The organism is Sulfurovum sp. TSL1, assembly GCF_019972135.1.
Taxonomy (GTDB): Bacteria; Campylobacterota; Campylobacteria; order Campylobacterales; family Sulfurovaceae; genus Sulfurovum.
Window position 1 is genome coordinate 61,710 of the sequence record NZ_BPFI01000002.1, and the last position, 12,550, is coordinate 74,259.

General features: G+C 42.3%; 11 protein-coding genes. 10 read left to right on the forward strand and 1 reads right to left on the reverse strand.

What is annotated here, in order from left to right; genetic code table 11:
• The first annotated feature begins 21 nt into the window (after positions 1-21).
• The 7 genes from alaS to LDM98_RS09210 are packed head-to-tail and all read left to right on the forward strand — an operon-like array spanning position 22 to position 8,866.
• Entirely contained in the window at positions 22-2,580 is a 2,559-nt protein-coding gene (gene alaS, locus LDM98_RS09180) for an alanine--tRNA ligase (RefSeq protein ID WP_223899138.1), read from the forward strand.
• A 1-nt stretch (position 2,581) separates the two neighbouring features.
• Positions 2,582-3,109, forward strand: a complete 528-nt coding sequence (locus LDM98_RS09185) for a hypothetical protein (protein ID WP_223899139.1) — start codon at positions 2,582-2,584, stop codon at positions 3,107-3,109.
• Positions 3,109-3,666: a septum formation inhibitor Maf gene (maf, locus tag LDM98_RS09190; RefSeq protein WP_223899140.1), complete on the forward strand. Its 558-nt coding sequence runs from the start codon at positions 3,109-3,111 to the stop codon at positions 3,664-3,666. The genes LDM98_RS09185 and maf overlap by 1 nt, the downstream gene beginning before the upstream one ends.
• Before the next feature lies 1 nt (position 3,667).
• Positions 3,668-4,762, forward strand: a complete 1,095-nt coding sequence (locus LDM98_RS09195; RefSeq protein ID WP_223899141.1) for a pyridoxal phosphate-dependent aminotransferase family protein — start codon at positions 3,668-3,670, stop codon at positions 4,760-4,762.
• Between the two features lie 40 nt (positions 4,763-4,802).
• Positions 4,803-6,944, forward strand: a complete 2,142-nt coding sequence (locus LDM98_RS09200) for a transglycosylase domain-containing protein (protein WP_223899142.1) — start codon at positions 4,803-4,805, stop codon at positions 6,942-6,944.
• A 1-nt stretch (position 6,945) separates the two neighbouring features.
• Positions 6,946-7,566, forward strand: coding sequence for a DsbA family protein (locus LDM98_RS09205; RefSeq protein WP_223899143.1), 621 nt, complete (start codon positions 6,946-6,948; stop codon positions 7,564-7,566).
• Positions 7,559-8,866: a sodium:proton antiporter gene (locus tag LDM98_RS09210; RefSeq protein ID WP_223899144.1), complete on the forward strand. Its 1,308-nt coding sequence runs from the start codon at positions 7,559-7,561 to the stop codon at positions 8,864-8,866. Before LDM98_RS09205 ends, LDM98_RS09210 begins: the two co-directional genes overlap by 8 nt.
• Positions 8,867-9,048: 182 nt before the next feature.
• Here LDM98_RS09210 and LDM98_RS11795 read toward each other — a convergent pair whose 3' ends face one another.
• Positions 9,049-9,180, reverse strand: a complete 132-nt coding sequence (locus LDM98_RS11795) for a hypothetical protein (protein ID WP_255593443.1) — start codon at positions 9,178-9,180, stop codon at positions 9,049-9,051.
• A 331-nt stretch (positions 9,181-9,511) separates the two neighbouring features.
• Here LDM98_RS11795 and LDM98_RS09215 point away from each other — a divergent pair, with 331 nt between their 5' ends.
• From LDM98_RS09215 to bioA, 3 genes are all read left to right on the forward strand, one after another.
• Positions 9,512-10,966, forward strand: coding sequence for an acetyl/propionyl/methylcrotonyl-CoA carboxylase subunit alpha (locus LDM98_RS09215; RefSeq protein ID WP_223899145.1), 1,455 nt, complete (start codon positions 9,512-9,514; stop codon positions 10,964-10,966).
• A 107-nt stretch (positions 10,967-11,073) separates the two neighbouring features.
• Positions 11,074-11,211 carry a hypothetical protein gene (locus LDM98_RS09220; protein ID WP_223899146.1) on the forward strand — a complete coding sequence of 46 codons (138 nt, stop codon included), beginning with the start codon at positions 11,074-11,076 and terminating at the stop codon, positions 11,209-11,211.
• The gene (gene bioA, locus LDM98_RS09225; protein ID WP_223899147.1) at positions 11,189-12,502 is read left to right on the forward strand and encodes an adenosylmethionine--8-amino-7-oxononanoate transaminase; all 1,314 of its coding nucleotides are present in this window, start codon (positions 11,189-11,191) and stop codon (positions 12,500-12,502) included. Before LDM98_RS09220 ends, bioA begins: the two co-directional genes overlap by 23 nt.
• The last annotated feature ends 48 nt before the right edge of the window (positions 12,503-12,550 follow it).

The window sequence follows — 12,550 nt, forward strand, 5'->3', positions numbered from 1 at the left end:
CAATTTTAGGATCATTTTATCATGGATATCAGAAAAGAATTTCTAGACTTTTTTCAAAGTAAAGGGCATCAGCTCATACCATCTTCACCACTCGTACCGGACGACGCGACACTTATGTTCACCAATGCGGGTATGGTACAGTTCAAGAACATCTTTACGGGTGAAGCACCTATCCCTGAGATACCTCGTGCAACCTCTTCACAAACCTGTTTAAGAGCGGGTGGAAAACACAATGACCTTGACAATGTCGGTTACACGGCACGTCACCATACACTTTTTGAAATGCTGGGGAACTTCTCCTTTGCGGATTATTTCAAAAAAGAAGCCATTGCTTATGCCTGGGAGTTCGTTACAAACGAGAAGTATTTGAACCTTCCTGTAGAAAAGATTTGGGTGACCGTGCATGATAGTGATGATGAAGCGGAAGAGCTGTGGAAGGAACATATAGCAGCAGACCGTATCTTGCGTTTTGGTGATGCCGATAACTTCTGGCAGATGGGTGATACCGGTCCTTGCGGTCCTTCTTCTGAGATCTTCTATGACCAGGGGGAAGAGAACTTTAATGGTCCGGAAGACAAAATGGGTGGAGAGGGTGATAGATTCTTAGAGATCTGGAACCTGGTATTCATGCAGTATTACCGTGATGAAACCGGTACACTGACCCCGCTTCCTAAACCTAGTATCGATACAGGTATGGGACTGGAGAGAGTGGTTGCCATTAAAGAGGGTAAATTCAATAACTACCACTCTTCACTCTTTATGCCTTTCCTTGAAAAGATCGGTGAACTTGTAGGGGCACCTTATGAGTTCGAAGCAGCTAACTCTGCTTCTTATCGTGTGATCGCAGACCACTTACGTTCATGTTCATTCCTGCTTGCTCAGGGAGTAAATTTTGACAAAGAGGGACGCGGGTATGTACTTCGACGTATCATGCGTCGTGCCATCCGCCACGGGTACCTGCTTGGGTTGCGTGAACCGTTCATGTATAAACTGGTAGATACACTGGTCGATAAGATGGGTGAACAGTATGATTATCTTCCGGTTAGAGCGGAAGCGATCAAAACATCCATGAAGATGGAAGAAGAGCGTTTCTTTGATACCATCGAAGCAGGGATCAAACTCTTCAATGAAGAGTTGAAAAACACTTCGGATATCTTTAACGGGGAAGTCGCATTTAAACTCTATGATACCTATGGTTTCCCGCTGGATCTTACGGAAGACATGCTTCGTGAAAAAAATATCAAGCTTGATATTGAGGCATTTGATGCAAAGATGGAAGCGCAGAAAGCACAATCAAAAGCCAACTGGAAAGGTACAGGTGATGCAGCAGAGACAGGTGACTTCAAGGCACTGAAAGAAGCATTTGATGTCAACGAGTTCGTAGGCTATGAGAGTACGACTGCAAGCGCAAAAGTATTGGCCCTGCTGGATGAAGACTTTAATCAGGTAGAGAGTATTGACGGTAAAGGCTGGGTGCTTCTTGACAAAACACCTTTCTATGCAGAATCGGGCGGACAGACAGGTGACACTGGAACACTCAATAACGATGTCAAAGTACTGGATACGAGAAAGTTTTTGGAGATGAACCTTTCTGAGATCAAAGGTAAGTTACGTGTGGGTGATGAGGTTGAGGCGGCGGTAGATAACAGCCGTGCCGAGATAGAGAAACACCACTCTGCAACACACTTGCTTCATGCAGCGCTTAGAGCAATTTTGGGAGATCACATCGCTCAGGCGGGTTCACTCAATGACGACAAAAGACTGCGTTTTGACTTCTCCCATCCACAAGCGATGACGGCAGAAGAGATAGCCAAAGTGGAAGCATGGGTGAACGACAAAATCTCCAGAGCCATCCCGGGTAGAACCGAAGTGATGAGCATCGATGAAGCGAAGGATTCAGGCGCTATGGCACTCTTTGGTGAAAAGTACGGTGATGAAGTACGTGTCGTCAGTTTTGCCGGAGACTCCATAGAGTTATGCGGTGGTACACACGTAGCGAATGCTGCGCAGATAGGTCTTTTCATGATCACGAAAGAGAGCGGTGTAAGTGCCGGTGTAAGACGTATAGAAGCTGTATGTGGAAATGCTGCCAGAGAAGTGGTCAATGGACTCAGAGATGAACTCAATGAGATCAAATCAGAGCTCAAGAACCAAAATCCGCTAGCAGGTATCGCCAAACTCAAAGAGCAGGTGAAAACACTCAAAGGCGAATTGGCTTCAGCGATGAGCAGCTCTCAAAAAGAGTTGAGTGCAGTTGAGGTCAATGGCGTGAATGTCATCGTAGAAGAAGTGGAAAACGGTGACATTAAAACGATGATCGATGAGCTCAAAAACAAATATGAGAACATTGCGGTGATGCTCTTTATGAAAAAAGGTGACAAAGTGATGCTTGCTGCGGGTTCTAAAAATACACCGATCAAAGCGGGTGACTGGATCAAGTCGATCGCACCGATCGTTGGCGGCGGTGGCGGTGGACGTCCTGACTTTGCACAGGCAGGCGGAAAAGATCCGAGTAAGATCACTACAGCCTTGGAAGAGGCAAAAGTCTATTTGAGCGAAGTGTTGGAAGGCGGAAACTAAGATGACGGAATTATTTAACAACTATGGGTATTTGATCGTTTTTTTACATGTGCTTTCTGCTTTTATCTGGGTAGGGGGTATGATCGCGATCCGTGTAGCGGTACATCCTGTCATTCAGCGTGGCGGCGTGACTGCAGCAGAGATGCTGCAAAATGATGTCAAGGCTTCTATGCTGGTCCCCAAACAGAGATTGGGCATCACCCTTCAGATCACAGGCAGACTCTTTAATCTGGTCATGCTTTTTATCGTGCTCTTGTTTGTCACAGGTCTGATCATGGCGATAGCAACAGGCGGACACCATGGTGATCTCAAATCGCTTTTTCTTTCCAAAGAGATCATTTGGACGATCATGGCAGTCAATTACACCTATATGTATCTCAAACGTGCCAAGGCATGGAAGCTGTTTTCACAGGGTGATGTTGCACTGGCTAAAGCACAGATGAGTCTCATTCCCAATTTACTTCTACCGATCAATATTGTGTTAGGGATCGTAGCATTAGGGTTAGGTGTCTCTCTTAGAGGGCTGTAATGATCTATTTGTGTTCCTCTTCTGAAAGCAGGGCGTTGCTTCTGCAAAACTTTGGCATCGACTTTATGCAAAAGTCAGTAGCGTATGATGAAGAGCAGATCACCACACCTATTGCAAAAGATTTTGTCTATACTGCAAGTAAAGGCAAACTTGATGCAGCCATGCGTCAGTTTGGGTTGGGGGTACCACTGCTCTGTGCAGATACGGTCATTGCGGCCGCTGACGGAACGATCTTGCGAAAACCCAAAAACAAAGAAGATGCAAGACGCATTTTGAACATACAAAGCGGTTCGACCATCTCTATCATCTCCTCTGCCCACTACAGGTCAAAACGCCTGGCTTTTTCAGATATCTCTGCAACACATTATCATTTTTCAAAGTTTGAAGAAGCAGATCTGGAAAGCTATCTTGAGAGCGGATTGTGGCAGGGTAAAGCAGGAGGATGCATGGTCGAAGGTTTTTGTAAAAAATACATTCAGTCTGTAGATGGCTATGAAAGCACGGCGATGGGTTTACAGGTGGAAACACTCTTGCCATGGATAAAGGTGAAAAATTAAGATGTATGAAAATGAATTAAAAGCCCTCAAAAAAGCGGGACGATTTAGAGAGCGTAAATTGTATGATGACAGACTGGATGATCTGGCTTCCAATGATTATCTGGGTCTGTCACTCAATAAAAAACAGTTTAAAAAAGCAGTGAAGCTGGTCAATGAATATGAAACCGTCAGTTCCAAGGCCAGCATGCTGGTGAACGGCTATCATCCTATACACAGGCTCTTTGAAATGACCATGGCAGAGTATAACGGTTTTGAAGAGGGACTTGTGGTAGGTTCGGGTTTTCTGGCGAACATGGCACTCATAGAAGCGTTGGTTCGCAAAGGAGATATGCTTTTCATGGATGAAGAGTACCATGCCTCTGGTGTGATGGCTTCTCAGCTTTTGGGAGACAGGGTGGTCACATTTGAGCATAATGATGTGGAGGATCTGAGAGAAAAGTTAGCGGCACATCCGGCTAAAAGACAGATCATTGCAGTGGAAGGTATCTACTCTATGGGTGGTGATCTCTGTAAAAAGGAGATCTTTGACCTTGCCGATGAAGCCAAAGCATTGCTTATTGTCGATGAAGCACACAGTGCAGGTGTACTTGGAGCCAATCTCTTGGGTATTTTTGAGTATTACGGTATTACGATCAACGAGAGGCATATCAAGATGGGGACACTGGGTAAAGCCTATGGGTCTTATGGTGCCTATATCCTGGCTTCCAAAAACGTGATCAGTTTCCTGGAGAACAGAGCAAAGCCTATCATCTACTCTACAGCACCCTCTGTGTTCGATACGGCATTGGCATTGGTCAATGTCGAACTTATACGTAAAAAAGCAGAAAAATATACAACGAAGATACTCGCACGACAGATAGCGGTAAGAAAACAGCTGGGTATCGAGTGTCAGAGTCTCATTGTGCCAATAGAGATGCCGAGTAATGAACATGCATTGTTCGTGCAGAAAGGGTTGATGGCCCAAGGGTATCTGGTAGGTGCAATCCGTCAGCCTACAGTGGAAAAACCTATCATCAGAGTGATATTGAACCTGGGTGTCCCTGTGCAGAAGATCAGACATGCGTTAGCACTCATTAGTCATAACACGGTACAATAAGCATTCAAAATAAAAAATGTATATATTATAAAGGGTCTGTGTGTTCAACAGTTTAGTTAAAGGTTCTATTATCTTAGCCATGCTATTTGGTGTGGCATTGACTGCAGCGTTTATTTATGCCTATGAAGAGATCTCTCTGGATGCGGATAAACTCATCAATTATAAGCCGGAAACCTCTTCTATCATTTATGACAGAAACGGTGAGAAACTTGCCTATGTTTTTAAAGACCAGCACCGTCTTTATGCGAATTATGACGAAATCCCGGGGATGCTTGTCGAAGGACTTGTGGCAATGGAGGATACGCAGTTCTTTGAACACAATGGGGTGAACCCGGATGCGATCCTCAGAGCGATAGTCAAAGATATACAGGCAGGTGCTTTTGTTGAGGGTGGAAGTACGCTGACCCAACAGCTCATCAAGAATAAAATACTCTCAAATGAAAAGAAACTTGCCCGTAAGATCAAAGAGGCGATTTTGGCACTGAAGATCGAACATGAGTTAAGCAAAGAAGATATCATTGAACGATACCTCAATGAGATATCCTATGGAAATAACTACTTTGGGGTCAAAACCGCTGCAAACGGGTACTTCCATAAAGAGCTTCATGAGTTGACACTCAAAGAGGCGGCCATCCTGGTAGGGTTGCCGAATGCACCGAGTTTTTATAATCCGCTCAAACATTACAAACGTGCTCTGGACCGTGCCAATAATGTACTCTATCGTATGAAAAGCATAGGGTGGATCACGAAAAGTGATTATCTTAAAGCAGTGAAAGAGTCTCCTAAAGTCTACAAGACCTCTTTAACCCAAAATATCGCACCGGGTATCGTAGATGAAGTACTGAGACGCTTCAAAGGGAGGCTGGGTGATATACGTACCGGCGGGTATGAGATCTATACGACCATAGATATGAAGCAGCAGGCCATCGCCAAAGAGGCGGTAGATTTTGCCTATAAGAAAGCACTCAAAAAATATAATGAAAAAGCAGAAACTTCTACACTGAATACGGCATTCGTAGCGGTAGAGAGTAAAACAGGTGATATTTTAGCGATGGTAGGCGGGGCAGACTATGAAAAGTCCGCCTACAACCGTGTGACACAGTCAAAGCGCCAGCCCGGTTCAGCATTTAAACCGTTTATCTACCAAACAGCCTTGGATATGGGGTACAATCCTGCAAGTCCATTGACAGACCTGGCAAGAACCTTTCAGTACTACTATCAGGGAAAACCCAAGATCTGGGCACCTAAAAACTATGAACATGACTTTAAAGGGTTTATCCCTTTTAGAGAAGCCCTGGTACACTCACGTAACCTTGCGACCATTAACCTGGTGGCGGACCTGGGGGTGAGTACGATCCGTAAAAGATTGGCATTTTTAGATGTACCGCATATTCCTAGAGATATGTCCATAGCTCTGGGAAACCTTGGCTTAAGTCCACTGAAAATGGCGCAGATCTTTTCAGTCTTTGCCAATGAAGGCCATATGATCGAGCCTAGACTTGTCAGCAAGATCATCTCCAAAGAGGGTGCCGTGATCTATGAAACACGCCCTAAAGAGATAGAAGATTTTACCACGCCTGAACAGGCTTACCTGATGACAGATGTCCTGATGGATGTGGTGAAGAGAGGTACAGGTAGAAATGCAAGAGTAGACGGCATAGAACTTGCAGGGAAAACGGGAACAACCAACGACAATATCGATGCGTGGTTCTGCGGATACTCGCCAACCATTGAAGCCATTGTCTGGTTCGGTAGAGATGACAATTCACGCATAGGACGCGGAGCGACAGGAGGGGCACTGGCGGCGCCTGCATTTGCTTTTTACTATAAAAAATTATTAGAGTTGTATCCGGAGACGAAACGAACCTTTGATATCCCGCAGGGTGTATACAGAGGTGAGTATCAGGGCAAGCCAGAACTTTACACACAAAATTCTCCACTGCCTGATAGTCATAAAAGAAGGGTACAGAATTATGATGGATATGATCAATTGTTGGAAGAAGAGATAGAAATCAAAGAAGATCTGAATCCCGATGAGGGAGAGATAGGTCTTGCACCTATGATCAATATCGATGAAGACCCGGTTTCTCAAGAAGAAATGGTTGAAGAAGAGGATCCTTTGCACCCTAAACGAAAAGTGCCTTTGACCCCTGTTTCCAACGACAGTGGTACCTTGTTCTAGCATGCAAAAAGAGTTGATCTTTGTACTTGACCCCATGTGTTCATGGTGTTGGGGGTTTGCACCTGTGATCGAAGAGCTGCGTACTGTTTTACATGACAAGTATGCGTTCTCACTGGTTTTGGGCGGTTTACGTACCAAAGGTGAAATGCCTTGGGATGAGAGTTCAAAAGCGTATCTAAAAGGGCATTGGGAACAGGTCGCCCAGAGAACAGGACAAACGTTTTCAGAGCGTTTATTTGAAAAATCTTTTTTTGACTACGATACCTATCCTGCATGCAAAGCAGTGATAACGGTCAGAGAACTTTTCGGGATGGAAAGTGCTTTTGACTATCTGCATACGATACAAGAGGCATTTTATACCAGAAATGAAGACATTACAAACCCGGACATTTTAATCAGTTTACTAGAGAGACCAGGGCCAGATAAAAACGCATTTAGGACATTCTTTGAAAGTGACAGAGCGCAACTTCTGATGGAACATGATTTTGCAAAAGCACGTTCTATGGGTGCCAATGCCTTTCCTTCGGTCGTTTTAATTGATGAGGAGGGACATATGGTATGCCAAAAAGGCTATAGAAATTTACAAGAGATGAAAAAGTTATTGGAGGATTCATATGCATAGTTTCGCACCGGGGATCATACTCATCACTATACTGGGACTGGTCGTCTTGTCAGATGCACTGGCTAACAGATTGAAAATACCCTCAGTATTTTTACTGCTGATTGGTTCCTATACGATCTACACCTATATGCCTGTGGCCGTACCGATAGACCTTCCACACTATTTTGATACGATCATTCTGTTCTGTATCCCTCTGATCTTTATGGGTGATGCATTACATCTGCATTTTTCTGATATCAAAAAACACAGCTGGAGTATTTTCTATCTCGCAGTGGTCGCGGTGGCTCTCTCTATCGCTACAGGTGCGAGTATGTACTACTTCGGGGTTTTTGAAGGGCTTACGCTTGGTGCGTATGTTTCACTCTTTGCGATCAATATGGCTACCGATGCAGTGAGTGTACAGTCGGTACTTTCCCGTTTTAAAGGGATCGGGCATGATATAAAAGTCTTGATCGAGGGTGAATCTCTGGGGAATGATGCCACTGCGGTCATCGCCTTTTTCTTCATAGGATTACCATGGATGATGAGCGGTACGATAGATGCAGGAGAAGCGACCATGGATGCACTCCGTGTGTTTGCAGTGAGCATAGGGATCGGGATCGGGTTTGGATATCTCTTCTATATGATGATGAAACTGATCGAGGATAAGCGAGGAGAGCTTTTTGTTTTTATCATTGAAGCCTATCTTGCCTATGTGGTGGCTGAGCATTTTCATGTCAGTGGTATCCTGACCTTGATCACGGCGATCATCGCCACCAAGGCTTTGATCGATATGGATATGAAGAGGTTAGATGACGAGGAAGCCAAAAAGAGCAAAACATTTTTAGAGAAGCTTCGTCTGGATGGGATTGATTCAACAACCTCTGAGCGGATGGAGTATATCTATGATATGGCCAAAGAGTTTGGGTATATCGCAGCAGTCATGATCTTCTTTGTTCTCGCAGAGATGGTAAGTCTGGAGAAGTTCTGGGAGTATAAAGTAGAGATATTTGCCATGTTCATCATTACTACATTGATCCGTGCAGTTTCTATGGCAAAATTCGCTTTTTGGGGCAGTAAGCTGGAACAGATCAAGCCGGTTGGCTTTGAAGGGTGGTTCATACTGACCTTCTCAGGAATGAAAGGGGCACTTTCCATCATCCTTGTACATATGATCCCTGCATCATTTGAATACAAAGAACTTTTTGAAGTGGTGACTACAGGAGTGGTGATGCTCTCTATCTTTGTCTACGGTACGACACTTTGGGCATATTTTACTTTTTTTAGGAAAAAGGAAGAGAAGAAGCTGTTTACGCACTAGTTCTATATACTTTTCTAGATAAAGAACAATGTGGAAACCCTTATAAAGTTATATGCAATAAGGGATTGATTCATTTGCTATGTTTTAAACCACCATCCACTCCAGTTTTTGATATGGTTTGCCAATATCTCATAACCTTTATCTTTAGGGTGTGCCCCATCATTGGATAAAACTTCATTTTTCTATATTTGATCATTGGCTAATTTTTCAAATATTGAAAGGTATGGGATTTCTAATGCATTACATAAAGCTTGATATTGAATATCTAACTCTCTAATCGTCTTATTTTGTTTTTCGTCATCAATTGGAGGCATGCCTATCATTATGAGATCATATTTTTTTAAGGCACTCACTCATATAGTTTTAGCGTTTTCAATGCTATTTGCCAATGAAACTCTTTTTTGTCCATTTTCAATCACTGCATCATTGACACCAAACGAAAAAACAACTTTATTCTCTGAAACTTCTGGTAATCTAGATCGACATTCTGCTTCCCATCTTTTTAATATATCTTCTGATGTATCTCTTCTAATACCAATTTTTGATAATAATAATATTTAAAATAGATAATTTATAGAACAATAATAGTGTAGAAATAAAGTTTAAAAATCTTTATAATATATATAAAAAATAGAAGGAACTCCTGTGAGTCAAAAAATATCAAAAATTTTAATAGCCAATCGTGGTGAAATTGCACTACGTATCATAAGAGCATGTAAAGAGTTGGATATAGTCAGTGTATGTATCTTCTCTGAAGTAGATGTGAACGGGTCTTGGCTTAGAAAAGCAGATGAAGCATATCCCATTATGGGTAATCCGATCGAGGCATATCTTAATTATGAACGTATTATCTCTTTGGCCAAAAAATCTGGTTGTGATGCAGTGCATCCAGGATATGGATTTTTGTCTGAAAATGCTGACTTTGCACGTGCATGTCAAGAAGAAGGCATCATATTTATAGGTCCAAGTCCTGAGCATATTGCACTCTTTGGAGATAAAATTGCCTCTAAAAATGCTATGGAAGAGGTGGGTGTTCCTGTGCTTCCCGGTACCGACAGACCCCTTAGCAGTTTTGAAGAGGGTGAGCGTGCTGCCAAAAACATAGGGTACCCTGTCATTATAAAAGCTGCTTTTGGTGGTGGTGGCCGTGGTATGCGCATTGTGTATAAAGAAAAAGATTTTGAAAAGTCTTTTAATGATGCGCAAAGTGAATCACGCAAGTTCTTTGGCAGAGATGAAGTGTTTATTGAACGTTATCTGGAAAATCCACGGCATATTGAAGTGCAGATCATTGCTGATTCTTTTGGAAATGTAGTGCATTTGGGTGAAAGGGACTGTTCAATACAAAGACGGAATCAAAAAGTAGTTGAAATAGCGCCTGCACCAAACCTCAAAGAGAAAACAAGACAAAAGTTGTTTCAAGTTTCCATAGAAGCCATGAAAAAACTGGGTTATGAAAGTGTAGGAACGGTTGAGTATCTTGTGGACAGAGAAGATAACTTCTTTTTTATGGAGATGAATACCAGATTACAGGTGGAACACCCTGTAACAGAGATGATCACAGGGTTTGACCTTGTTCAAAGGATGATAGAGATTGCAGATGGAGACAGACTTCATTACAAACAGGAAGATATTCTTTTTCATGGCTATTCCATAGAATTCAGAATTAATGCAGAAGATGCTTCAAGAGACTTTGCCCCACATCCGGGAACCATAACAGAATATCTTTCACCCGGTGGTCCGGGGGTACGTTTGGATACCATTGCATACAAAGGGTATACCATTCCAAATTGTTACGATTCTATGGTGGGTAAACTCATTGTATATGCGAAAAGTTGGGAAGGTGTGGTTAAAAAAGCACAAAGAGCTTTGTCTGAATACATCATTGAAGGTGTTCCCACAAACATTACGCTGCATCAACAGATAGCAAAAGACCTTGACTTTAAAAATGCAAAATTCGATACAGGCTATTTCGATAAAAATCTTTCAGGTTTCAATTTGGAAGTGATCAATGCCCGCCAGAAAGAAGAAGAGAAGATAAAAGTATTGAGTGATCTAATCGAATCCATTAAAAAGCATAATATACCGGTGAGACATTAATGCGTGTGAGTTTAGGTTCAATAACAGAAGTGAAGATTTATACAGATGACTGTTAAAAATCTTCAGAAAAGCATCTCTAAGCCACCCATTATATGATGAAGGAAAAAATGAAAAAAGCAATGTTACCATCCTTTATAATATCAACGATGATCATGTCTGGCGGAGATATCGTACCAGTTGATCCAGTAGCGTCAGAAGCAAAGAAAGAGGGGGGAGAAATTTTTGGTCAGTCCAGAACTTTATAGGTTAGAGTACGATAGAGAGCATATTCTTCATCCTTATGCACCCTCAAATCCACCATCAAATATGACATTTGTAAAATCAGCTAAGGGAGTATATCTTGAGCTGGAAAATGGACAGAAGATAATAGATGCAATGTCATCATGGTGGTCAGTCATTCATGGTTATAATGTAGAGTCGTTAAATACTGCTGCTGTAGAGCAGCTTACAAAAATGTCTCATGTTATGTTTGGAGGCATTACGCATGAACCGGCTATAAAGCTGGCACAAAAACTTATTGAGATCACAGATAAGCATTTAGAGAGGGTTTTTTTTAGTGATTCTGGTTCGGTGGCTGTTGAAGTTGCTTTGAAAATGGCATTTCAATACTGGAATTCACAGGGAAACAGCCAAAAAAATAAGATCCTTGCATTCTCCAAAGGGTATCATGGTGATACGTTTGGTGCCATGAGTGTGTGTGATCCTATTACCGGAATGCACTCAGCATTTGAAGGTATTCTGCATAAAAATATATTTGCAGACTCTCCGGGATGTCCTTACGGTGCAAAGTGGGATGAGAAATACATTTCCGATTTTGCATCGAAGTTGGAGCAAAACCACAAGGAGATAGCTGCAGTCATTATTGAGCCTATAGTTCAAGGTGCAGGTGGTATGAACATCTACTCACCCTCATTCTTAAAATCCGTAAGGGCTTTATGCAATAAGTATGATGTTTTGTTGATCCTTGATGAAATAGCTACAGGGTTTGGTAGAACAGGAAAATTATTTGCGTATGAGTATGCCAATATTTCCCCAGATATTTTATGTGTCGGTAAAGCGCTAACGGGCGGATACATGTCTCTTGCAGCTACACTCACAAGTAAAAAAGTGATGCAGGGTGTTGAAGCAAATGGAAATGTACTTATGCATGGACCAACTTTTATGGCAAACCCTTTAGCTTGTGCAGTTGCAAATGCTTCTTTGGAGCTACTGCTCAATTCTCCATGGAAAGAAAAAATACAAAACATTCAAACACAGTTAAATGAAGAGTTGACAAAATGTGAAGCGCTTACAATAGTAAAAGCGGTCCGTACTCTAGGGGCGATTGGTGTTGTAGAGTTACACGAAGAAGTTGACTTGGATTTTATGACTCCGGCATTTATTAAAGAAGGGGTCTGGGTAAGGCCCTTTTTGAATCTCGTCTATATTATGCCTCCGTTTGTGATAACTAAAGAGGAGTTGACTCACTTGACTTCAGCCATTTTTACTGTCGTCAAAGCGTATGAATGTTACAAAGCAAATGAGAAAAAAGTCTAGGGGTCTCTAGCTTTTTGCCATATCCTTTTTGCATTTTTACATTTCTCG

Coding starts and splice junctions, on each gene's coding strand:
- maf (WP_223899140.1), top strand. CDS start 3,109: ATGATCTATTTGTGTTCCTCTTCTGAAAGCAGGGCGTTGCTTCTGCAA.
- LDM98_RS09185 (WP_223899139.1), top strand. CDS start 2,582: ATGACGGAATTATTTAACAACTATGGGTATTTGATCGTTTTTTTACAT.
- alaS (WP_223899138.1), top strand. CDS start 22: ATGGATATCAGAAAAGAATTTCTAGACTTTTTTCAAAGTAAAGGGCAT.
- LDM98_RS11795 (WP_255593443.1), bottom strand. CDS start 9,180: ATGCCTCCAATTGATGACGAAAAACAAAATAAGACGATTAGAGAGTTA.
- LDM98_RS09210 (WP_223899144.1), top strand. CDS start 7,559: ATGCATAGTTTCGCACCGGGGATCATACTCATCACTATACTGGGACTG.
- LDM98_RS09195 (WP_223899141.1), top strand. CDS start 3,668: ATGTATGAAAATGAATTAAAAGCCCTCAAAAAAGCGGGACGATTTAGA.
- LDM98_RS09205 (WP_223899143.1), top strand. CDS start 6,946: ATGCAAAAAGAGTTGATCTTTGTACTTGACCCCATGTGTTCATGGTGT.
- LDM98_RS09220 (WP_223899146.1), top strand. CDS start 11,074: ATGAAAAAAGCAATGTTACCATCCTTTATAATATCAACGATGATCATG.